The organism is Saprospiraceae bacterium (assembly GCA_016714025.1).
Lineage (GTDB): Bacteria > Bacteroidota > Bacteroidia > Chitinophagales > Saprospiraceae > Vicinibacter.
In genome coordinates this window covers 1,367,312-1,391,485 of record JADJOB010000002.1, presented here as the reverse complement: position 1 = coordinate 1,391,485, position 24,174 = coordinate 1,367,312, and the positions used below count along the sequence as shown (strand labels likewise).

Below are 24,174 nucleotides of genomic sequence, written 5' to 3'. Positions count from 1 at the left end.
AAATAAAAATCAATACTAAAGTAAAAGCATATCTTAAGGTCTGATCATACTATGAATGAATAGCACCCAAGCCACTCGCATCCAGGGCTGCTTCCTTTAAGGCTTCAGTAAACGTTGGATGTGGGTGACACATTCTGGCTAAATCTTCAGCACTGGCCCGATAGGTCATTGCCGAAACGGCTTCCATGATTAAATCCGCAGCACGTGCACCTACAATGTGTACTCCTAATATTTCATCAGTAGTTTTATCAGCCAATATTTTAACCAGGCCATCTACATCCATGCTCGCGCGGGCTCTACCAAGTGCTTTGAATGGAAATTTTCCTACTTTATACGCCCGGTTTTTTTCTACTAATTGCTCTTCTGTATATCCAACACCTGCCATTTCAGGCCAGGTATAAACAACACCTGGAATCAAATGAACATCTCTATGCGGTTTTTGTCCCGCTAAATACTCAGCAACAAAAGCACCTTCCTCCTCTGCTTTATGTGCAAGCATGGGTCCAGAAATCACATCCCCAATTGCAAAAATATTAGCTTGTGTGGTTTGCAAATTTTTGTCTACTGTAATTTTACTTTTCTCATCGGTATGCACCCCAATGCGTTCTAAATTCAAACCATCGGTGTATGCTCGACGCCCGATAGCAATTAAACAATAATCTGATTCGATTTCTGAGGAATCCTTTTGATCTTTCGATAGGTGTGTAAGTTTTACTTTATTAGACTTTTTATTATAATCAATTTGATTTACGCTTCGATTCAAATGAAATGTGATTCCGGTTTTACTCAACGATTTTTGCAGCTCCTTTGCACAATCTAAATCCATACCAGGTAAAATCCGATCCATGTATTCAAGGATTGTAACCTGAGTTCCCAATCTCGCAAATACGGACCCCAATTCCAACCCTATTACACCAGCCCCTATAACGGTCATGCTTTCTGGTATTTCTTTAATGTTAAGTGCTTCTGTCGAACTTATTATTCTATTTTTATCATAATTTAATGAAGTCGGAAGAAAGGGTTTTGAACCTGTTGCAATAATGCATTTGTCAAACGGAATCATTTGAACTGAACCATCAGGCTTTGTAACACGAATTGAGTTTGTGGTTTCAAAAGAAGCAGTTCCTTGAATTACATCAATGCGATTTTTTTTCATTAAGAAAGCAATGCCCTTCACGTTCTGATTCACTACATCATTTTTTCTTGCAATCATTTGTTTTAAATCCACTTGCAAGTTATCAACCAGAATTCCATGGGACTTAAAATGGGTACGAGCCTGATAAAAATGTTCGCTGCTATCTAAAAGTGCTTTGGAAGGAATGCATCCAACATTTAAGCAAGTACCTCCTAAAGTACTATATTTTTCAATCAGTACAACCTTCATCCCTAATTGGGCACAGCGAATAGCAGCAACATACCCACCAGGACCAGATCCGATGATTACGACATTCATTTAATTAGATTTTTTCTATAAAGAAGGTAATAAACAGGAAACTACTTATTAGCTGGTTTGTTTTTGTCGAATGGTCTTTTTCTGAATTTTTTCTTCTTTTTCTTTTTGTTATCTGGCAATTCAATTTCACCAGTCACATCCACATATTCATTTTCAACTTTTTTTGCTGCCTCGCTCGTATCTTCTTTTGCAATAATTTCATCCGGACGTTGTCCTTTATCATTCATGGATTTTATTTCACGAACATATTCCGGGGTCAAAGGCATTACCATGGAACGACCTTTTTCTGGTTCATAAGCGTAGTATAACACACCTCTGAATATATCAACTTTCACCAGGCTTGCTTTTCCTTTCATCGAATACAATTCGTCAACATTTGATGGATATTTGTCTAACTCATCTACATACAAATCCAATTCATAATTTAAACAACATTTCAATCGTCCACACTGACCTGTTAATTTAGATTGATTGATGGCTATATTCTGATAACGCGCTGCATTTGTGTTGACTGTTTTGAAATCAGAAAGCCAGGTTGAACAACATAATTCCCGACCGCAGGATCCGATCCCTCCGATACGTGCAGATTCTTGTCGCGCTCCGATCTGCCACATCTCAATCTTGGTTCTAAATTCTTTTGCATACGAACGAACCAATTCACGAAAATCTACACGCCCGTCTGCAGTATAATAAAAAGTAGATTTTTTTAAATCAGCATGTACTTCAACGTCTCCAATTTTCATGTCTAATTTGAGATTTCTTGAAATTACACGGGCTTTAACTAAAAAAGTACGTTCAAGAGCTCTTGCTTCTTCCATGCGTTCAATATCCCTTTGATTTGCACGTCTTAGTATATCAAACGTAATCCGGTTTTCCTGAAAATTTTTCTTACGCATTTGTAGTTTTACCAAGTCACCCATCAAACTGACCCGCCCAACATCATAGCCACCGTATCCGGTATCTACAACTACCAGGTCGCCTGTAGTAAAGCGTTGAAAATCAGGAATCCTATAAAATGTTTTACGTGAACCGTTTTTAAAACTTACTTCTGCCAATTTTACTTCCTGCGGATCTTCTAAATCCAAAACAGTCAGCCAATCATAGGTATTCATTTTATTACATCCACCACTGGCGCAATGGCCTTTATCCCCACATCCGGTAGGCATTCCATTTTTCTGCGTGCCGCAACTCGTACATCCCATAATAATTAGTATTTAATTCAAGGGTTTAGTTTTTCTTAAAATATGTGAAAGCTTGATGCTAAAATTTGTCATCATCAATTTTACATTTGCATTCCGCTGTAAATACAATAAAGCATCATTAAGTAAATCATCCCAATGTTCAATTTGCGAAACACTCAATGAATTTGAAAGTTTGTTTGCATACTGCAACACAGGATTATTTTGAAATTCCGGGTCTGGATTTAATTTAAATTTCTCCCGGATCACCAGGGATAAAAATTGCTGAATCCATTGCAAAAAGTTTTTCTGTTCTTCTTTATTTAAGCTTGCAAATTGTTCGACCCATTCGGTTAATTCGATTGCATTATAAGTAAATGCACTTTGTAATAATTTTCGTAAATATTCAACAGATGGATTGTTTTGATTCTCTAAAACATTTAAAGTCTGCTGCATATTGCCATTTCCAGCCAACCATGCTGAAACCAACTCATCTTGATTGCATGAAGGCTCTTTGGCTGATAATGTTTGAATTGCATCATCCATTTGGATTGCATTCATCCTAAAGATCTGCGCGCGCGACAATACGGTTGGCAAGATTAACTCTTGATTTTCTGCCGCTAAAATAATAAAGACGTGATCAGGAGGTTCTTCAAAAAATTTTAATAATCTGTTTGAATCTCTTCCCAGGTATTCAGGAAGCCAAACAATTAATACTGAATTTTTAGATTCAAAAGGTTTTAAAGAAAGTGTATTTAATACATTTGAAATTTCAGTTACTGAAATATTTGCATTTTTACTATCGCCTTCCAAATATGAAAACCACTGGGATATTCCCATAAAGGGTTTTTCCAGAATTGCAGATCGCCATTCTTTATAATGTTGTTGGCACGTTTCTTTTGGACTGTTGAGTGGAAATGAAAAATGCAAATCCGGATGAATTAATTTGCTCACTTTATAACAAGCTTCACAGCTTCCGCAAGGCTTTTCATTAGAAATACATAAAATCGATTGAGCTACTGAGAGTGCCAATAAGAGTTGACCATTTCCAGGTCTTCCCAACAACAAGCTAAAATGAGGAAAACGATTTTGCTGAATGGACCGATTGAGCTTCTCAAACAAGTGATGTTGAGAAACCAGTTGGTCGGACCACCGGTCCTGCTTAACATTCAAAATCATATCTTCTTTACCAAAAAGCATGCTGATACCTAATTCACAAAATTAGGAAAAAATAAATTTAATTAATAAATTGATTTAGAGTTATTTACATATTAAATAATATATTATTATTATAGATATTGATCTAAGATTCAAGCCATTACATCGCGGCATGGGTAATTAAAAACCCCACTCCATTCAAATTTTAAAAATTGCCTCCCTTTATTTTAGGATTCCTATCAAAACAGAAGGTAGCAAACCGGCCAACAGGGTAATGATGGTAAATACATATAATAGTCCCCTATAATAGATCGAAACAGACCAGGGTTGGTCCGAACTTTTGCTGTAAATGGCATTAATCACTTTATAATAATAATACATTGAAACTACAGCACTGATCACTGCAACCATAGCAAGCGCTGTAAAGTTATTTTGTATTGATTGGCTGAGGATAAATATTTTAGCCATAAAACCAGCTGTCAGAGGACCTCCAGCCAAAGAAATTAATGAAATGCTTAAAACGAGTGCTAAACCCGGATTGCTTTTAGATAAACCTGCAAATGAATCCAAACTGTCTGAACCACTTTGTACTTCTACAAAATGAATTACAATAAATCCAACAAGTGATGCCGATGCATAAGCAATAAAATAAAACAACATGGTCCAATCCACATAGGCGCTTTGATATAAAAATCCCATTAATATAAAACCAGATTGAACGATTCCAGAATAAGCAAACAATCGTTTCACACTATCTTGTGTAACAGCCAATATGTTTCCAAGTATTAATGTGGCTAATATCAGTAATACAAAATACCAATTGATCCATTCCGGCAATACAGCATGATTTAATTGTACCAATCTATAAAAAGCGCCGATGGCTGCAATTTTAACGAGGGTTGCCATAGAGGCTGTAAATAAAGTAGGCGTTCCCTGGTAAACATCGGGTGCCCAAAAATGAAATGGAACCAAAGCAACTTTTAATGCAAATGCCGTAAACAAAAATATGAATCCGAAACTCATCATACTTGTTGCAACTCCACTGGTCTGAATCATAGAAAGTGAACCACTTTCAGCATATATCCAGGCTATACCAAACAACATAATTGCACTGGTAAAAGATCCTGTGATAAAATATTTTAATGATGCTTCATTAGAGAGAATACTCCTTCGATTTGCTCCGGCTAACACATACATACTGATGGAAAGAATTTCAACCCCAAGAAATAAACTCATATAATTTAAGGCACTGACCATTAAGATCGAACCAAGAATTGCAAATAAATAAATGCCTAAAAAATCAGAAAGCTCTTCCTGCCCCCGGTTTTTAAATAAATTAAAAAATGGCAATAAACCCAATGCAGCATACATCAATATCAATGAAATTTTTCTAGAAAGTCCATCGACTTGCACCATGTCTGCGAGGTAATGATTCCAGAAAGTTTGTTGCGAACTCAAAGAAAAAATAGCAGCACAAATTGCTATGATGGCAACAGGCAATAGTACATTCCGCATTCCGCTAAATCCTAAGAAAAGAATCAGCAATCCGGCAAGGGTTAATATGATTAATGCAAGCATCATAGATTCATCAATTATCTGGAATGAAGTTCATGTATTTATAAGCAAACTGTCCAAAACCTATCCAGTCTGCAGGAAATAATCCTAGTATAAGAATTAACATAACAAGGATCAGAAAAATATAGTCTTCTGAGAGACTTAATTTTTGGAAACCTATAATATTAGAGGAAGGAATTCCAAACATTGTTTTTTGATACCAACGCAACATGTAAGCAGCTCCAAATATTAAAGTCAATGCTGCTACCAGGCCAATATAAAATTTAAACTCCACCAAGGCCCAAATCAAATAAAACTCACCAATAAATCCGCAAGTAAGTGGCAAGCCTACGGCAGAAAGTAAAATGATGAAAAAATAAACTGCAAAGCGAGGATTATTTCTGGCAATTCCAGAAAAGGAATCTACACTGTGTTCATTGGTGCGTCGAATCATCACATCGGCAACAAAAATTAAACCTGCAACTGCAAGTCCATGAGCCAACATAGCAAACATTGCACCCTGCATTCCAATATTTGTTAAGGTCATGGTGCCCGCAGCCATTAAGCCGATATGTGATAAGGAGGAATATGCAATGAGTCGGATGATATCTTTTTGCCGCCATGCTATGATTGCTCCGTAAACTACTCCGATCACACACAACAGGGCAATGTAATTAAACCAATCATACACAACCTGAATGAAGAAGAAATTAAATCGAACAAATCCATAAATGCCCATTTTGGATAAGAGGGCAGCCAATATCATTAATGTAGGGCGGTCTGCTTGTGAATACAAATCCGCTTGCCAGGTATGAAATGGAAAGAGGGGCGCTTTAATTGCAAAAGCAATAAAAAATGCTGTAAACAACCAATATTGATATTTCAGTGAAAGTTTGTATTGATAAAAATCAGCCCAGCTATCCAATCGCAATTGTGGAAACATATTGGACTGATAAAACAAGATTGCCAATAGCATAAGTAAACCTCCAAATACCGTATAAATAAAAAATTTGAAGACAGCCTGTTTCCGTTTTGGCCCACCAAAATTGAGAATTAAAAAATAAATCGGAATCAGCGTCGCTTCAAAAAAGATTAAAAAAGTCATTGGATTTTGAGCGCTAAAAAAAGCATTTAGAAACGCATGTGTCAGGCCTATCAATCCATAATAACTTCCAGTCCGGTCATTGCCCTTTACCATCGTAGCCAATACAGCTAAACACACTACAATTTGTGTGAGCATCAAAACCAATAAATTGGCAGCATCCATTCCAAAACTCAGTGAAGCACGTATGGAAGGAATCCAATCGTAATAATATCCAAAAGCAACGTAATTTGTTTTTACATTATAAGCACTTAATAGCAATAAAAAATAAAATAAGCTTCCAACGGATGAAATCAAAGCAATTATGGAAGACCATTTCTTTCCGGATACAAAACTCAGTAAGGAAAAAATGAATGGAATTAATATAAGGACTCCTGCTGAATTCATAGCTTATCTGTAAATAAACACTAAGACAATTAATAATATACTGACTACAGTACTTAACAAGTACCAACTCAATTTACCCGATTGTAAATTTTTAAGTGCATAACTTGATGACTCAATGAGGTTGTCTGGTATTCGAATCAACCGATCAATTACTCCATATTCAAATTGATTTATAATCCAGCTTCCAGTTTTCTTTAAAGGATTAACAAAAAGCATTGCGTACAATTCATCCAGATAAAATTTATTTACAATGATTCTGGAAATCAGTGAATTTCCTGGTTCAAAAACTTTAGTATCTGAAGTTGCGTATTTTTTAAAAGTTATATAACCAATGGACACTAGAGCTAGGACAGTTACACCCCATAAACTGTATTCAAATAAATGGGTAACTTTAAATCGGGTATGTGCAATGGATTGAACTAAAAATTTATATAATTTATGATCACCTCCGGTAATTTCCGGCAATCCGACAAAGCCTCCAAGGATAGAAAATACAGCTAGCACAACTAATGGAATTACCATACTATAAGAAGATTCATGAACCTTGTTCAGTTTTTCTTCCGAACCTCTGAATTGTCCATGAAAGGTTGCAAATAATAATCGGAACATATACCATGCTGTAAAAACGGAAGCAAATGCCAATACTAGAAAAAACCAAAAGTTTTTAGAATACACCGCAGCTAAAATTTCATCTTTAGAAAAGAAACCTGCAAACGGAGGACACCCAACAATGGCTAAGGTACCAATCAGCATAACAGCATAGGTCCATTTCATCTTTGACTTCAATCCGCCCATTTTGCTGATGTCTTGTTCACCATGTAAACCATGAATCACACTGCCGGCACCTAAAAACAATAAGGCTTTAAAAAATGCATGGGTCATCAGATGAAATACTGCCGATATATAAGCACCAACACCTAAGGCAACAGCCATATAACCCAATTGGCTGACGGTTGAATAGGCTAATATTTTTTTAATATCGTTTTGTTTTAATGCAATGGTTGCGGCGACCAATGCAGTAATACATCCTGTAATAGCAATAATGGTTAGACTCTGAGGTGCATAATCAAACAGGAAGTACATTCTTGCAATCAAATAGATCCCTGCGGTAACCATAGTCGCAGCGTGGATCAAAGCTGAAACAGGTGTTGGACCAGCCATTGCATCCGGTAACCAGGTAAATAAAGGAATTTGAGCAGATTTTCCACAAACACCTAAAAACAACAAGAGGCATATTAATAATATTTGAGGATCATGCAATTGACCTTCTTCCATAATGGTTTCATGGATATCTGTAAATTCTATTCCTCCAAACTTATTGATTATTAAAAATATAGCAACTAAAAATCCAAGATCCCCAATCCGATTCATGATAAAGGCCTTTGCAGCAGCCCGATTGTATTCTTTATTTTCAAACCAGAAACCAATCAATAAAAACGAACACAAGCCAACTCCTTCCCAACCTGCAAATAAGACCACCAGATTTGAACCAAGGACCAGCAAGAGCATGGAAAATAAAAACAAATTCATGTAGGACATAAATCTGGAATACCCCTTATCATCATGCATGTAACCAGTAGAATAGGCATGTATTAAACTTCCAACGCCTGTTACAACAAATAACATAATGATAGCCAGATGATCTATATAAAAGCCAAAATTAATTTTTGCACTTCCTTCAACAATAAACCAGGTGTAAAGTGGAATTGAATGAGCCGGACCCGACAAATAGGTATAAGCTAAAACGGTTCCAACGAAACTGGTAAGCGGGCCCAAACATGCTAGTATACTAACAGCCCATTTAGGAAATGAATTACCAAATAAACCATTTATCAAAAATCCGATAAGTGGTGGCCAAAGTATAATGTGTAATATTAGTGTTGCATCCATGCTGTTTTCCTCTTGCTCAACCTTTCAATTGATTAAATAAATCGATGTTGGTTGTTTTTAAATTTTTATACATCATCACGATAATTGCCAGCCCAACAGAAACTTCTGCTGCAGCTACTGCCATTATTAATAAAACCATAATTTGTCCGGAGGCTTCTCCCCGATATGCTGAAACGGAGACCATCAATAGATTTACAGCATTTAACATGATTTCAATACACATAAACACTATAATAATATTGCGTCTTACCAATACGCCAATCATACCGATAAAAAACAAACAGGTACTCAGCATGAGATACTGCTCTAACGGAACTGTGCGTATTAACTCCGGAATTGAATTCATGGTAAATTAATTTTAACTGGTTCGACCCGTTCTTTACGGCCTAATAAAACAACGCCGATCATTGCTACTAAAAACAAAACGGAACAAATTTCCATTGGAAATAAATAATCACGATATAAAACTTCTCCTAAATTTTCTACCAAACCGTGTTGATATCCACCGGTATTGTCATGCTGTGTCAATGCAGCTGTTCTAAATGCTGAGAAGAATACTAAAAACAAACAAGCTCCTGAAATTGCAGCAGCGCTTAAAGGAATCCAGGATTTAAATCGTTCAATTTCCTGATTTAAATTTAAAAACATGACAACGAAAAGAAACAACACCATGATTGCACCTGCATAAACCACCACATTTACCAATGCTAAAAACTGAGCATTGAGTAACACATAATGTGCAGATATCAGAAAAAAAGTAAATACTAAAAATAAAATACTCCGGATCGGATGTTTAGAAATGATAACCATAATTGCTGCAAAAATGGTTAAGCCGGATAAAATATAAAACAGGTTTTGCATCAATTTAACTTCAAGGGTTCAACCAATCGATCTTTTCCATATATAAAATCTTCCCGCTCGAAACTTGCCGGAGCCATGACATCATTTTGTAAGAATATCGCGGCCTTGGGGCATGCTTCTTCACACAAACCACAAAAGATACATCGCAACATATTGATTTCATAAACTGATGCATATTTCTCCTCGCGGTACAATTTCTTTTCTTCTGGTTTCCGCTCTGCAGCGGTCATGGTAATTGCTTCTGCTGGACATGCCAAAGCGCACAATCCACATGCTGTACAACGTTCTGCACCTTGATCGTCTCTTTTTAAAATATGCAATCCTCTGAATACTTCACTCATCGGACGTTTCTGTTCCGGATATTGAATCGTAGCTTTTTTCTTAAATAAGTGACTTAAGGTAATTGCCATTCCTTTCAACACGGCCGGAAGATAAATCCGTTCCATAAACGTCATCGGTTTACGAAACATGATTTTTCTTTTATTCGTCAGTTTATATTCAATCATTGTTACGATTTAAATAATATAAATGCACCGGTTAAAATAATATTTAACACCGCCAGTGGGATTAAAACTTTCCAACCTAAATTCATCAATTGATCATATCTGAACCGAGGTAAGGTCCATCGGATCCAAATAAATAAAAAGATGAAAAAGAAAATTTTTCCGAACATGACACCAGCTCCTAATAATGTTTTAGTTAAACCAGGATCCATACTACTAATAAAAGGAAATTGGTATGCACCAAAATATAAAGTTGCCAGCACTGCACTGCTTACAAACATATTGATATATTCTGCAAACAGATAAAAACCAAGTTTCATAGAAGAAAACTCTGTATGATATCCGCCAACCAATTCTGTTTCGCATTCAGGCAAATCAAATGGAGCGCGATTGGTTTCTGCAAAAGCACATATAATAAATATTAAAAAACCCAGGGGCTGATAAATTACATTCCAATGCCAACCGCTTTGTTGATCTACGATATCGCGCAACGATAAACTGGATGTAACCATGATCAGTGAAACGATAGACAAACCCATGGCCAGTTCGTAACTGATATTTTGAGATGCAGCGCGAATTGCACCTAATAAACTAAATTTATTATTAGAAGCCCATCCTCCGATCAAGATCCCGTATACACCCAACGAAACGACTCCAAATAAATATAAAATACCCACATTCAAATCCGTGGCTTGCATTGAAAAAATCTGACCATTCCAAGGCAAATCGGGTGCAAAAGGGATTACAGCACTTGTCATCAATGCAGTAATCATAAAAAAACCAGGACCCATAATAAATAACCACCGATCTGAAGCTTTTGGGATAAATTCCTCTTTAAAAAATAATTTAATCCCATCAGCCAAAGGTTGCAACAATCCGAAAGGTCCGGCGCGATTGGGTCCCAATCGGTCTTGCAGAAAGGCAGCTAGTTTTCGTTCTGCGTAGGTAGAATACATCGCAATAAACAAAGACAAGCCAAATATGACTGAAATGAATATTAATTTAAAAATCAGCTCGCTCATTCTGAAACAAATTTGGCGTCCACATTTACTGCAGGTGAAATCACCGGCAATTCATATTTATTTGCAGATATCACAGAATCTTCTCCCATATCTCTTGGACCTTCAATGTGCCAATCTGCTGTTTCTTTATGTTCAAATCTGCATTCGTTGCAAATAAAATCTTCCACTTCCCCAAATGCATTTTTTCTGGCTGTAATTCGAATAATATCATCGCCTTTCATCCAGGCTATTGTTTTACCTGAACATTTAGAACAGGAACGATGTGCATTAAATGGTTTTGAAAACCATACGCGTTGTTTAAATCGATATGTTTTATCTGTCAATGCACCCACCGGACAAACATCAATAATATTTCCAGAAAAATCTTTATCAATTGCATGTTGAATGTAGGTACTGATTTCTGAAACGTCTCCACGATTTAAAACACCGTGTACGCGTGAGTCTGTAAGTTGCTCAGCCGCATAAACACAACGATAACATAAAATACAGCGGGTCATGTGCAATTGGACATAAGGTCCAATATCTATCTTATTAAATTCTCTTCTTGATTCTTCATAGCGGGTTCCCTCAGTACCATGTTCGTAGGAAAGATTTTGCAAATCGCATTCTCCTGCCTGATCGCAAACAGGACAATCCAAGGGGTGATTGATTAATAAAAATTCAACGACTCCATTGCGAGCTTCCAGTACTTCCGGAGAACTTTCATTTTCAACCACCATTCCATGTTCAACGCGTGTAAGACAGCTTGCGACCAATTTTGGCATAGGCCTGGGATTGGCTTCACTGGATTGTGCAACTTTCACCAGACATACGCGGCATTTTCCTCCCGTGTCTTTCAAAGAAGAATAATAACACATAGCGGGTGGATACTTTCCTCCGATTTGCCTTGCAGCTTGAAGTATGGTCGTTCCGGGTGGAACTTCAATACTTTTACCGTCTATGGTTACTTTAAAAAGATTTTCCATTCTTGTTTTATTTAATGGCTCATTGCAGTTTCAAAATGTAAATGCCTGGCATTACACGATTCCGGATTCCTGACATGCGCTTCAAATTCATCCCTAAAATGGCGAATGGCACTGGCTACCGGCCATGCTGCTGCTTCCCCCAAAGGACATATTGTTTTTCCTTCTATTTTTTTAGCTACATCAACCAATAAATCAATATCAGTCAATTTGCCATGACCATATTCAATGCGGTGTAACACTTTTTCCATCCAACCGGTACCTTCTCTGCATGGACTGCATTGTCCACAACTTTCATGATGGTAAAAACGGGTAAAATTCCACAAGTTTCTCACAATGCAGGCTTGATCATCGAATACGATGAAACCACCAGAACCTAACATGGTTCCACTTACAAATCCACCATCAGACAGTGATTCGTAACTCATTAAACGAGCTTCCTGACTGGCTGTTTTTAATATCAGATTTTTTGGGAGAATGGGTACTGAAGAACCACCGGCAACAACTGCCTTTAGTTCTCTTCCATTTGCGATTCCACCACAATAATCATCGCTGTATATAAATTCTTCAACCGGCAATCCCAATTCAATTTCATAAACACCCGGTTTATTTATGTTTCCACATGCTGAAATTAATTTGGTACCGGTACTTTTTCCGATCCCGATTGCAGCATAAGCCGCACCACCCTGATTGACAATCCATGGCACTGCTGCTATTGTTTCTACATTGTTTACTACCGTTGGGCAACCATACAAACCCCAAACTGCTGGAAATGGTGGCTTGTTTCTTGGATTGCCGCGTTTGCCTTCAAGTGATTCCAGTAAGGCAGTTTCTTCACCACAGATATAGGCACCTCCACCAGCTTGAACAAATAAATCCAAATCATATCCGCTACCTAAAATATTTTTTCCAAGATAGCCTTTAGCATATGCTTCTGCAATTGCTTTTTCGAGAATGCGTATGATATACATCATTTCACCCCGAACATAGATATAAGATGTTTTTGCAGTCAATGCAAAAGAAGAAACAATCATTCCTTCAATCAACAAATGAGGAATATGTTCCATTAAAAAACGGTCCTTAAAAGTACCCGGTTCGGATTCATCCGCATTACAAACAAGGTATTTCGGTTTGTCTGATTTTTTATCGAGAAAAGACCATTTCATTCCAGTTGGAAATCCTGCTCCTCCTCGACCTCTTAATCCGGAAGTCTTGACTTCTTCAACCAGTTGATCTGGACTTAATTGTTTGAGTGCTTTTTCAACGGAGCGATAGCCTCCATTTTTTATATATCCATCAATTGATTGGATTCCAGGTTTATCGATATGTTCTAGTAATAATTTCATTCCTCTATTATCCTTTAGACCTAAGTTCGTCAATCAATGAATCTATTTTTTCTTTTGTCAGGTGTTCATGGTATTTGTAATCAGGGCCAATTTGCAATACAGGGCCGGTACCACAAGAAGCAAGACATTCAACGGGTTTGATTGTAAATAAACCATCTTGAGTAGTTTCCCCTTCTTCAACATTCAGTTTTTCTTTTAAATATTGAATCATTGATTCTGCTCCAACTAAACAACAAGGGCCGGTACGACAAATTTCCAAAACATATTTACCAACCGGCTTTACATGAAACATCGTATAAAACGTTGCGACTTCATATACTTCAATGGGTTTAATATCCAATACCTCTGCTACTTCATTCATGGCATCCACCGGCAACCAGCCATGATCTTCCTGAACCAAATGCAATATTGGCAGCAAAGCAGATTTGTGCTTTCCTTCCGGATATCTTTTTTTAATATCCTCAAATTGTTTTAACCGTTCACTTGTAAATGGCATATTTATTTTTCACTAAAACCATTATTCAAACCACAACATTTATTAATTCGCAAGTACTACTTCGTAATTACTTTAATTTAAGCATCCAGTTCACCGGCAATTACATTCAAACTACTCATTACAACAATGGCATCAGAGAGCAATTGTCCTCTGACCATTTCCGGAAATGCCTGGTAATAAATAAAACAAGGTCTTCTAAAATGCAGACGATACGGAGTTCTTCCGCCATCGCTGATTAAGTAAAAACCCAATTCACCGTTTGCACCTTCAACTGCCTGATATACTTCACCTTTAGGAGCATCGATTTCACCCATAATAATTTTAAAATGGTAGATCAATGCTTCCATATTTTTATAAACTTCCTGTTTTGGAGGAAGATAATATTTATCACAATCGGCATGAAAAACTCCAGGTTCCAACGCTTGAATTTTATGCATGGCTTGTTCAACCAAACTCAAACTTTGCCAGATTTCTTCATTACGAACTACAAATCGATCATAAGTATCTCCAGTAGTACCAACTGGTATTTCAAATTTAAAATCTTCATAAGAACAATAAGGCTCTGCTGTGCGCACATCGTAATCCAAGCCACATGCTCTTAAATTCGGACCAGTAAACCCGTAATTCAATGCACGTTCCATGCTGAGTCCACCGGTATCAATGGTTCGATCCATAAAAATCCGATTTCGTGAAAGCAGACTTTCAAACTCTCGCCAAACCGGTGGAAATTCCTTTAAAAATTTATTTGTTTTTTCAAATACGATGGGATTAAAATCTCTTTCAAATCCACCGATACGGCCCATGTTTGTTGTTAAACGAGCACCACAAATTTCTTCATAAATTTCATAGATAAATTCACGCCATTGGTACACATAGGTAAACCCAGTGAGAGCACCGGTATCAACGCCTAAAATCGAATTACAAATAATATGATCTGCAATGCGGGCAAGTTCCATAACCATTACACGCATATAATCCACGCGCTTTGGCACTTGAACTCCTAATAATTTTTCTACGGTTAAATACCAGCCTGTATTATTAATGGGTGCAGAGCAATAATTCAAACGATCTGTGAGCGGAGTAATTTGATAAAAAGGTCTGCGCTCTGCAATTTTTTCAAAAGCTCTGTGAATATATCCTATTGTTTGTTCGCCATGTACGATGCGTTCTCCATCCATGGTGAGCACGTTTTGAAAAATACCATGGGTTGCAGGGTGGGTTGGACCCAAATTAAGCGTATTGTATGGAATCTCCGGTTTATCGGGCAATTTAATGTTTGCTAAAAATTCTAAGTTGGTCTTCATCCCTCTTATCTTCCAAATTGGTAATCAATTTTATCTTCCCGGTTCGGGTCCTCTAGTGGAAATTCTTTTCTCATGGGAAATGCTACCATTTCATCCATATTGAGAATGCGTTTAAGATTTGGGTGACCCAAAAATTGAACACCGTAAAAATCATAGGTTTCGCGTTCCATCCAATTTGCAGATCCGTAAATACCCGTTAAACTTGGGACTTCCGGTTTGCTTTCAGAAACAAAAACTTTCACTCGCAAGCGCAAATGATGTTTCATACTTTGCAAATGATAAACTACTCCAATTTCTTTTAATGCCTGATCAGGAAAATGAACGCCACAGATATCTGTTAAAAAATTTATTGCAAGGACTTCATCCTTGTATAAAAAATGAACAAACTGATACAATTGCTTCACATCAAGTTCGCAGGTATAAACCCCGAATGCATCTTGTGAAATCTGGATTCCATTAGCTAAATGTGCATCGATGTGATGTTGAATTGTTGCGAGATTGATGGGTTCCATTATTTCACAAGATATTCTTCCATTAATTTTTTGTACTCTTCAGAATTTCTTCTTCTGATTGATTCCTTCCCAATTAAATCCTGAATGCGCATAACTCCTTCAATAATTTGTTCCGGTCTGGGAGGACATCCGGGAACGTAAACATCCACTGGAATGATGCGATCAATGCCTTGTAAAACACTGTAGGTATCAAAGATTCCTCCACTCGATGCACAGGCTCCGACCGCAATGACCCATTTGGGTTCTGCCATTTGTTCATAGACCTGTCTTAAAACGGGTCCCATTTTTTTAGCAATCGTCCCCATCACCATGAGCAAATCTGCCTGACGAGGTGTAAAGCTTAAACGCTCCGATCCAAAACGAGCCAAATCATAATGAGATGACATCGTGGACATAAATTCAATTCCACAACAAGAGGTGGCAAACGGAAGTGGCCAAATACTGTTTTTACGAGCTAGACCAACAACGGAATCCAGGCTGGTTGCAAAAAAACCTTGTCCTCCAATTCCTTCCGGTGCTTCAACTATTTTTACTGTACTCATTTTTAATTGTCAATCAATTCACGTCCTGAAACAAGTTTAATGTTCTTCGTTTGTTTCCCATTTTAAAATTCCTTTCAACAATACATAATAGAAACCAGCCATCAGTAAAGCAAGAAAAATAAACATTTCCGCAAAGCCAAACCAGCCCAACTTTCTGAAATTGACTGCCCAGGGATACATAAATATAATTTCCACATCAAACAGTACAAACAAGATAGCGGTCATAAAATAGCGAATCGAAAAAGGGCTTCGGGCATTTCCTACCGCATCTAAACCACATTCAAAACTGGCATCTTTGCGTTTCCCGGACCGCTTTGGACCCAATAAATGGGTTCCTATCAGGGTAATTACAACAAAACCCATTGCAACAAGCAACTGGATTAGAATTGGTATATAGTCAAAAGGTACGTGTTGTGCCTCCATACGGCCTTAATAATTGGCGCAAATATAACGGCGCTTAAGCACAAATGATAGTATTTTCCAGGCTTTTGGAGGATTAAAACAAGGCTTTTTATAAACTTCTTACTTTTGTTTAAATTTCACACCATGCGAATTTCAATAATCAGAAAAGCCCACTTCAATGCAGCCCATAGACTATATAAACCTGAATGGTCTGATGAGAAAAACCGTTCTGTTTTTGGAATCTGCAGCAACCCAAATTTTCATGGTCACAATTATGAACTGGATGTCAAAATAAGTGGCGAATTGGATCCGGAAACTGGAATCCTCATGGATCTGAAAACCTTGAAGGAAATTTTAGAGCAGCACGTAGAACTGTATTTTGATCACAAAAATCTGAACTTGGATTTGCCGGAATTTAAATCCAAGGTTCCCACTGCAGAGAATATTTGCATTCTGATCTATGAAATTCTTCGAAAAGTAATTTCTGAACATTTAGACATCCATATCAGATTGTCAGAAACGCCCAGGAATTTTGTGGAATACCCTGCTTGAAATATATTTTGTACTTAAGCGGATCCTTTAGAATCCTCTAATTCAATGAATTAGGGTTTGTAAGAGCGCTTTTGAAGTCTGATAGTGCGTAACATCTGGTCGTTTGGACCAATCAATTTCACAAAATAAAGACCATCATCCAACCAGCTGATATCATAACTGCCTTTTTGAATTGCAGGATATGAAGTTACTTTTTTACCTAAGATAGAGTATAAATCAACTCGGGTAAGTCCGGTGTTAAATTCAACTGAAAATGAATTGGATGCCGGATTTGGGTAAACTTTAATGGCTATGTTTTTAACGTCTTTATTTGATACAATTTTATTAAAAGAATAGTCTGCTCTAAACTTATTCAGTGTGTCTTCTTTTTCATAAACCCACATAATAATATGGGCTTCTCCCATGTTGCCGTCATCAAAAATATGAACATCCAGGGTGGCAGAGTCATTAGCTCCTATGATATTGGGGTTATTATATGGACATTTGTCTACATGATCCGCATAACAATTATTGGCATCACAGATATAGGTACTCCAACCAGCAGGCAACATTGAAATTTGACGGGTCCACAATGCATTGATGGTTGCATTGGTCTTGTTCTTCATTTTGCCATGTGCAAAATGGTCTGTCATATCCGGAACAAAAAAAATGGTATTCGGATTTGGATTAACACTCACTTTTGGTGATTGAGCGAATCCCACATGTATACACAAAAGACTGAATATCAGGTATATATATTTCATAGGCCTGGAGCTTAGCATTAATCTGTAAAGATATACTTTTTTAGTATGAATTCAAAGGGCTTTTTTATTGGAAAAAAATTCGAGAATTTCAATGGATCACATAAAAAAAGCCGATTTCAAAGAAACCGGCTTTTTATAATTCAAGGGAACTTTAAAACGCCCTTTTATGTCAAGTAATTTATTGAATTTGAATAAAGTGGTTTCTCACCCCTTTGTCTGTAACAATTTTCAAATTATAAACGCCTGAATGAATAGCAGAAACGTTGTAAGATTTTTGGTTTTCGCCAGCAAACAAGTTAAGTGACCTGTCTAAAACGCTGATCATTTTTCCATGAACATCATACAATTGAATACTTGCTGTTGCTTTTTCCTGAGAGTTCACCTGAATATTTATTTGATCTTTCACAGGATTTGGAAATACTTCCATTCTTGTTAAAATACCTGCATCTTCAACACCAACAGGTGACAAAGGAGCGATATCGATATCGTCCAGGAATAATAAATTGGAACCACCAGGAGGATTAAATCCTTTTAATCGGAAGATTACTTCAGCTTCCCCATCAAATTGACTGATGTCTGTAGTATCCCGGATCCAATCTGCTGAACTTGGTGCAAAATAAGTACCAGGTATTGGTGCAACAGTAGCCAATTCATCCCCAACTTTTGAGTAAATCGTAGTCCAGTTAGCTCCACAATCTTTAGATGCTTCAACAATCAGACTTACCGCTTCACTATTTTTAGTAGCAAATGCACGACTCATCATAAACGCTGTGTTTTTGCTATTGGTTAAATTTACTTTGTCAAAGAAATAACCTACTTCTGTATTTTCTGGTCCGAAATAAAAATCCCAGAATAATGAATACACAGAATTTCCAAAAGCTCCAATTTCTTCAGGTGCACCAAAAAATGCTTTATCAGCAGGATATACGCGCATGGTAGAATAATTCTCAACATAATTATGAGCTGGAATAACACCGCGGGCACTCACCTCAAATGCTTCGTGCAATTCCTCAGTGAAAGGAGTTGGATCTACTGTATATAAAAATCTGTGTGGGCCGGTATTATTGAGTTTGTCGATGTCTTTACTTGCACCATTCACATTGTTAATCCTGTAGTTAATCTGAGCTTTTCCTGGTGTAATGTTTACATTTTTAAATTCGTAAAATCCAGTTCCACCAGCAGGAATATTAACTGCCAAATTGGTTTGTCCGGTTTTCTTCACGTTGTTGATCATCAAATCAACTGATAAGGTGCGGATGGTATCTGTACCCAGGTTTTCAAAATCAACTTTAAAAGCTATGTTATTATCACAAATACCAGAAAAACCTGATAAGGTAGCTGAGGTTCCTAAATCAACATAGGTACTTGCACCTGGAATTGCTTTTGGAAAACTTTCGTTTGATTGAATCACTTCTTTTTTTGCAGTATGCTGCACAAAAGCAACGACTCCTAAGTTTCTCAAGTTGTAGATATAGCTTGGAATGGCAATCTTAAAGGTATAATCCAAACTTGCTCCAGGATCAATTGCTGTTAATTTAGTACCAGCAGCATTTGGTGCCATTTTACGGGTTACTGAATAAAATTCCAACTCACCATTGGTACCTGGTGGAATATGAAATTCAACCACTTTCTCAATTAAAATTACATGCATGGTGTATTCTGCGGGCAATACATTGGCACTTACATTTTTAACACTTACTGTCATGGTGACAGAATCCAGTTTGGTAGCCAATTCATGATTCACAGTAATTTCAACCGGACTGGTTACAACTGAACGGGTATTGATAATCCCTTGAGTAAAATCTGCAATATTTCCATGAAAAATGGGGGCCCCTGCCTGGGTTACACCTCCATCTGCCAAACAATCGGGTACTGCATTCACACCATAATAGGTAACACGACTTTGAACATCGGTTGGATTTTGAGAATTCATTGGGTCTGTGCCTGGCCAACTGGTCTGGTAACACAATAAGGTCACCTTTGATTCATTGCCGGGTGTAAATATTATTTTATGGAATCCCGGATTGTAAGCAGCACAGGGAGGACAAGAAGCCTGGGTAAATTCTTCTACTAAAACACGGCGTGGTGCCTGACTGTATGCGATAGAACTTGCCAAAACTCCTAAGAAAACAAGAATGTAAATTTGTTTCATATGGAATTGTTTTGTTGTGGAATAAGATTAAGGCAGCAAAAATATATTATTATTTCAATTAATTTTGAATTTTAACGTTCTACAGTAATTTTCGTAATAAGTTTTTCCATTAAAATCCAAAGAAAAATTGGCAGAAAAGGAAATGGAGCAAATAGTAATAGTAGGGAATGGCATTGCTGGAATAACTGCCGCACGCGAATTGCGTAAACTCAGCGAGGTCAAAATCTGTGTAATATCCTCAGAATCAGCCTATTTTTTCTCTCGGACGGCATTGATGTATGTCTATATGGGCCATTTGCGATGGAAGGATATTGAGCCCTATCCACATGATTTTTACAGCAAAAACGGAATCGATTTGCTGCACACCAGGGTTTTGTCCATTGATTTTCACTCCAAATGTGTAATTACTGAAAATGAAAAGCCACTTTCATACGATCGTTTAATCCTGGCTACAGGCTCCAATTCCAGAACAATTGAAATTCCAGGGAATCAACTGGAAGGGGTTTGTAGTTTGTATTCCAAACAGGATTTGGAGCATATCGAAAACTTGACACCATCGATTCAACAAGCCGTGATCATTGGTGGAGGTCTCATCGCAATCGAACTGGCAGAAATGTTTTGTTCACGTAAAATACCCGTAAGCATGCTGGTTCGCGAATCTGATTATTGGGCGCAGGTACTTCCGGAAGACGAAGCCCGGATGATTACCAGGCACATTCAGGACCATGGTGTTGATTTACACCTGGAAACTCAAGTAAGCGAAATCCTTTCAGATGATTTAGGTCGTGTAAGAGCAGTTGTTACCAATAATGGACATGAAATTACCTGTAACTTCGTTGGAATCGCTGTTGGGGTTAAACCAAATATCGAGTGTGTTCAAAATACGGAGCTTGAATGTGATCAAGGGATCCTGGTAAATGATTTCCTTGAAACCAATATCGAGCATGTGTATGCTATCGGTGATTGCGCGCAACTTCGAAATCCAATCTTAGGAAGAAAATCTATCGAAACTGCATGGTACATCGCGCGGGCTATGGGTAAAACGCTAGCACATCATATTTGCAAAGAAGCTACTGCGTATCAACAAATCACCTGGTATAATTCTGCTAAATTTTTTGATATTGAATATCAGGTTTACGGATTTGTCCCCGCACAAATTCATTATCCCCTCAATAGCTTACATTTGGAATCACCCAATGGCAGACAAAGCATCCGAATAACGTATGATCATGATACCAAAGTAGTGAAAGGTTTTTTATTGATGGGATATCGATTTCGTCAGGATGTTTGTGAAAAATGGATAAGCCAAAAAATGGTACTTGAACATGTAGTTTCAACCATCCGAATGGCTTTTTTTGAACCGGAATTTTATAAAGGAATTGCGAGACGGTATATGAAAAAATTTAACATAGAATTTGGCAAAGCTTCCTATTTAAGATCACGTGGTTCTTTTGACAGTGTACTCAGATTTTTTAAACGTTCTAAAAAGCAATAACAAATGAAATTACTTTTGAATAAAATTGGTTTCACCCATCGTGATTTAATTCAAATTACTGCGATCGGAGTTATACTTTTTGGAATCACACTTATCATCCTGGCTTGTAATAAAATCTTATACAACAATCTCAATTTTATTATCCATGCCTTATCTTATATTTCTGTAGGATTTATCTTGTATTGTTTGAGTTTGTATTGGGGCAAACCTGCAGGAATTAAAAACGACGGGGTTTGGTTTAAATCCATCAGTTCCAGAAAATGGCTAGCCTGGTTATTGGCTTGCATACTCACGGTGTTTTATTGTATCCTCTATTGGTATCCTTCTTATTTGGGTTATGATGTAAAAGGGAATAGCGGATTCATTGCATTTTTTGATCCTCTCAGTTATTATATAAAAAATCAGCCCGCAAGTCAGTGGTTTGTTTATGGGGTGTTATATACCTGGGCCATTTTTTTCTTTGGAATTAAATTTATCATTAAATACAGACACAGCCGCTATCAAATCATACGAACATTGTCTGTTATGTTTTTTCAAACGGCCTTTGCTTTTATTTTACCGGAATTGATGTTGCGTATGAATTTACCCTATCATGATTTTAAAAACATTTGGCCATTAAACTATTATTTTTTTGATGGCTGGCATATTGATGAACTCTTAGCACAAGGTGAAATTGGTTACTATATGTTGATGGGTGGAATTTTGATGATCATTGCAGGATCTCCCATCCTTACATTTCTATTTGGTAAACGGTGGTATTGTTCGTGGATTTGTGGTTGCGGCGGACTGGCAGAAACAGCCGGTGATTCGTTTCGTCAACTTTCAAACAAATCAAAAACAGCCTGGAATATGGAGCGAATTTTAATTTACTCCATTTTAGTTTTTGTTATCGTAATGACCTACGGTGTAATTTATACCTACCTGACAGGTGAAGAAACCCTTTATGGATATTCAACAGCAAAAATTCGTTCGGTATATGGATTTGCAATTGGTGCCGCATTTTCCGGAGTAATTGGCGTTGGATTTTATCCATTGATGGGAAGTCGCGTATGGTGCCGATTTGGCTGTCCAATGGCTGCCATCCTTGGCATTCAACAACGATTCTTTTCCAGGTTTCGCATTACTACCAATGGCGGACAATGCATATCCTGTGGCAACTGCACTACTTATTGTGAAATGGGTATCGATGTACGCTCGTATGCACAAAATGGAAAAAATATAGTCCGCGCTTCTTGCGTTGGTTGTGGCATTTGCGCAGCCGTTTGTCCACGTGGTGTACTTAAATTAGAAAATGGTACACTCGATATATTTAGTCGCGATCAAAGTTTGGCTGAAAAATTTAAATAAGTCATTTTAAATGACTTATTAAAATTTACAAAAGAGGAAGGAATTACTCCCCTACTTTTTGACCTTTTACAACTGTTGATTTTCTTTGAACACTGGTTGCCCGTTTGATGTCAATTAATAAACAAGCATAAGCAGATTCTGTGGTTGTATACCATTCCGAACCTTCATACGTGATGATTCCCCGATTGCGATCCCATTCTTTTGCCAAAATGACGTAGCGGTTGCTGTATTTTGGATTGGGTCCAAACATTAAATACCGCGGAGGATCTGCTTGCTCAAAACTAATGGCAAAGCGTTCTTCTTTTGGTGAAAATAAATACACACAAGGGGTGCCTCGTTTAAAAATCAATTCTTCAATTTTTTCACCATTAATGGTTTTAATTTTTCCATTTTGAATTTTGGTTTCCCCTTCACTGGCCTTGCGACGCAATACAATATCATCGGAAATGTAAAATTGAATTTGTTTTAAATCATCTGCATTCCAATGATAGTCATCATACAATTTTTGGGTGAATGGACTTAAACTGGGTGAACAAGACATTCCGAACAGGAAGAGCCCTGCAAAAAAGAACAATACTGATTTCATAGATTTCATTTTACCGAAGGTATGTTAAATAGTTATTAGACTCGGAAACTTTAAAACTATTTAACCTAATTTGAAAAAATGTTTTATTTTATTTAACAGATTTTTTGATGAGTCTATTCATTAACTATCCAAACCATCTATTTGGGTTTTCTTTTTGTTTTAAAAAAGGTACTAATCAAATCACTGCTTTCTGTGCGGAGCAAGCCAAATTCAATTTTAGTTTTAGGATGGAGCAAGCCATTTCCAAAACGCATGTAACCCATTTTTTCATCTTCTGCTGCATACACCAATCGACCGATTTGGGCCCATCGCAAGGCTGCTGCGCACATGGGACAGGGTTCGAGACTCACATAAATGGTACAATCTTTCAAATACTTGCTGTTTACATGCTGCGAAGCCGCTGTGATGGCTAAAATTTCAGCATGGGCGGTTACGTCTTTTAGTAATTCGGTTTGATTGTGGGCTTTTGCCAAAATCTGTTGTTTGTAAACAATGACAGCACCAATTGGGACTTCTCCGGCTGCAATTGCTTTTTTAGCCTCATCCAGGGCCATTTTCATAAACGCTTTATCGTCAAATACCTTAATCACAGGATCATTTTTAGAATCCGGACAAAGTTATATCTTT

At 37.2% G+C, this 24,174-nt stretch carries 24 protein-coding genes; 3 read left to right on the top strand and 21 right to left on the bottom strand.

Annotated elements, in window-relative coordinates; translation table 11 throughout:
* Positions 1-49: 49 nt before the first annotated feature.
* From lpdA to IPJ80_08710, 17 genes are all read right to left on the bottom strand, one after another.
* Positions 50-1,453, bottom strand: coding sequence for a dihydrolipoyl dehydrogenase (gene lpdA / locus IPJ80_08790; GenBank protein ID MBK7913584.1), 1,404 nt, complete (start codon positions 1,451-1,453; stop codon positions 50-52).
* A 41-nt stretch (positions 1,454-1,494) separates the two neighbouring features.
* Positions 1,495-2,655 (bottom strand): hypothetical protein, encoded by a 1,161-nt coding sequence (locus tag IPJ80_08785; protein MBK7913583.1) that lies wholly within the window; start codon positions 2,653-2,655, stop codon positions 1,495-1,497.
* 12 nt (positions 2,656-2,667) lie between these two features.
* Positions 2,668-3,831 carry a hypothetical protein gene (locus tag IPJ80_08780; GenBank protein MBK7913582.1) on the bottom strand — a complete coding sequence of 388 codons (1,164 nt, stop codon included), beginning with the start codon at positions 3,829-3,831 and terminating at the stop codon, positions 2,668-2,670.
* A 180-nt stretch (positions 3,832-4,011) separates the two neighbouring features.
* Entirely contained in the window at positions 4,012-5,370 is a 1,359-nt protein-coding gene (locus IPJ80_08775; GenBank protein MBK7913581.1) for an NADH-quinone oxidoreductase subunit N, read from the bottom strand.
* Between the two features lie 7 nt (positions 5,371-5,377).
* Entirely contained in the window at positions 5,378-6,832 is a 1,455-nt protein-coding gene (locus IPJ80_08770; GenBank protein MBK7913580.1) for an NADH-quinone oxidoreductase subunit M, read from the bottom strand.
* Positions 6,833-6,835: 3 nt separating this feature from the next.
* Complete coding sequence (nuoL, locus tag IPJ80_08765; protein ID MBK7913579.1) at positions 6,836-8,722, bottom strand: NADH-quinone oxidoreductase subunit L; 1,887 nt, start codon at positions 8,720-8,722, stop codon at positions 6,836-6,838.
* Between the two features lie 16 nt (positions 8,723-8,738).
* The gene (gene nuoK, locus IPJ80_08760; protein MBK7913578.1) at positions 8,739-9,068 is read right to left on the bottom strand and encodes an NADH-quinone oxidoreductase subunit NuoK; all 330 of its coding nucleotides are present in this window, start codon (positions 9,066-9,068) and stop codon (positions 8,739-8,741) included.
* On the bottom strand, positions 9,065-9,583 hold the full coding sequence (locus IPJ80_08755; protein MBK7913577.1) for an NADH-quinone oxidoreductase subunit J: 519 nt from the start codon (positions 9,581-9,583) through the stop codon (positions 9,065-9,067). Before IPJ80_08755 ends, nuoK begins: the two co-directional genes overlap by 4 nt.
* Positions 9,583-10,038, bottom strand: a complete 456-nt coding sequence (nuoI, locus tag IPJ80_08750; GenBank protein ID MBK7913576.1) for an NADH-quinone oxidoreductase subunit NuoI — start codon at positions 10,036-10,038, stop codon at positions 9,583-9,585. Before nuoI ends, IPJ80_08755 begins: the two co-directional genes overlap by 1 nt.
* A gap of 53 nt (positions 10,039-10,091) precedes the next feature.
* Positions 10,092-11,108, bottom strand: a complete 1,017-nt coding sequence (nuoH, locus tag IPJ80_08745) for an NADH-quinone oxidoreductase subunit NuoH (protein ID MBK7913575.1) — start codon at positions 11,106-11,108, stop codon at positions 10,092-10,094.
* Positions 11,105-12,073 (bottom strand): (2Fe-2S)-binding protein, encoded by a 969-nt coding sequence (locus IPJ80_08740; GenBank protein ID MBK7913574.1) that lies wholly within the window; start codon positions 12,071-12,073, stop codon positions 11,105-11,107. Before IPJ80_08740 ends, nuoH begins: the two co-directional genes overlap by 4 nt.
* An 11-nt stretch (positions 12,074-12,084) precedes the next feature.
* Positions 12,085-13,416 (bottom strand): NADH-quinone oxidoreductase subunit NuoF, encoded by a 1,332-nt coding sequence (gene nuoF / locus IPJ80_08735; GenBank protein MBK7913573.1) that lies wholly within the window; start codon positions 13,414-13,416, stop codon positions 12,085-12,087.
* Between the two features lie 7 nt (positions 13,417-13,423).
* Positions 13,424-13,912 carry an NADH-quinone oxidoreductase subunit NuoE gene (nuoE, locus tag IPJ80_08730; GenBank protein MBK7913572.1) on the bottom strand — a complete coding sequence of 163 codons (489 nt, stop codon included), beginning with the start codon at positions 13,910-13,912 and terminating at the stop codon, positions 13,424-13,426.
* A gap of 77 nt (positions 13,913-13,989) precedes the next feature.
* Positions 13,990-15,216, bottom strand: coding sequence for an NADH-quinone oxidoreductase subunit D (locus IPJ80_08725; GenBank protein ID MBK7913571.1), 1,227 nt, complete (start codon positions 15,214-15,216; stop codon positions 13,990-13,992).
* A gap of 5 nt (positions 15,217-15,221) precedes the next feature.
* On the bottom strand, positions 15,222-15,728 hold the full coding sequence (locus IPJ80_08720; protein ID MBK7913570.1) for an NADH-quinone oxidoreductase subunit C: 507 nt from the start codon (positions 15,726-15,728) through the stop codon (positions 15,222-15,224).
* Positions 15,728-16,270, bottom strand: a complete 543-nt coding sequence (locus IPJ80_08715) for an NADH-quinone oxidoreductase subunit B (GenBank protein MBK7913569.1) — start codon at positions 16,268-16,270, stop codon at positions 15,728-15,730. Before IPJ80_08715 ends, IPJ80_08720 begins: the two co-directional genes overlap by 1 nt.
* A gap of 36 nt (positions 16,271-16,306) precedes the next feature.
* Complete coding sequence (locus IPJ80_08710; GenBank protein MBK7913568.1) at positions 16,307-16,693, bottom strand: NADH-quinone oxidoreductase subunit A; 387 nt, start codon at positions 16,691-16,693, stop codon at positions 16,307-16,309.
* A gap of 123 nt (positions 16,694-16,816) precedes the next feature.
* Here IPJ80_08710 and IPJ80_08705 point away from each other — a divergent pair, with 123 nt between their 5' ends.
* Complete coding sequence (locus IPJ80_08705) at positions 16,817-17,224, top strand: 6-carboxytetrahydropterin synthase (protein MBK7913567.1); 408 nt, start codon at positions 16,817-16,819, stop codon at positions 17,222-17,224.
* A gap of 50 nt (positions 17,225-17,274) precedes the next feature.
* Here IPJ80_08705 and IPJ80_08700 read toward each other — a convergent pair whose 3' ends face one another.
* The gene (locus IPJ80_08700) at positions 17,275-17,967 is read right to left on the bottom strand and encodes a T9SS type A sorting domain-containing protein (protein MBK7913566.1); all 693 of its coding nucleotides are present in this window, start codon (positions 17,965-17,967) and stop codon (positions 17,275-17,277) included.
* Positions 17,968-18,145: 178 nt separating this feature from the next.
* A complete protein-coding gene (locus IPJ80_08695) occupies positions 18,146-20,119 on the bottom strand; it encodes an Omp28-related outer membrane protein (protein ID MBK7913565.1) in 1,974 nt (657 codons plus the stop codon).
* A gap of 142 nt (positions 20,120-20,261) precedes the next feature.
* Here IPJ80_08695 and IPJ80_08690 point away from each other — a divergent pair, with 142 nt between their 5' ends.
* Both IPJ80_08690 and IPJ80_08685 read left to right on the top strand, forming a co-directional pair.
* Positions 20,262-21,614: an NAD(P)/FAD-dependent oxidoreductase gene (locus IPJ80_08690; GenBank protein ID MBK7913564.1), complete on the top strand. Its 1,353-nt coding sequence runs from the start codon at positions 20,262-20,264 to the stop codon at positions 21,612-21,614.
* A 3-nt stretch (positions 21,615-21,617) separates the two neighbouring features.
* Positions 21,618-22,961: a 4Fe-4S binding protein gene (locus IPJ80_08685; GenBank protein ID MBK7913563.1), complete on the top strand. Its 1,344-nt coding sequence runs from the start codon at positions 21,618-21,620 to the stop codon at positions 22,959-22,961.
* A gap of 43 nt (positions 22,962-23,004) precedes the next feature.
* On the opposite strand, the gene IPJ80_08680 is transcribed toward IPJ80_08685, so the two are convergent.
* On the bottom strand, positions 23,005-23,547 hold the full coding sequence (locus IPJ80_08680) for a hypothetical protein (GenBank protein ID MBK7913562.1): 543 nt from the start codon (positions 23,545-23,547) through the stop codon (positions 23,005-23,007).
* 137 nt (positions 23,548-23,684) lie between these two features.
* Complete coding sequence (locus IPJ80_08675) at positions 23,685-24,107, bottom strand: nucleoside deaminase (GenBank protein MBK7913561.1); 423 nt, start codon at positions 24,105-24,107, stop codon at positions 23,685-23,687.
* Between the last annotated feature and the right edge of the window lie 67 nt (positions 24,108-24,174).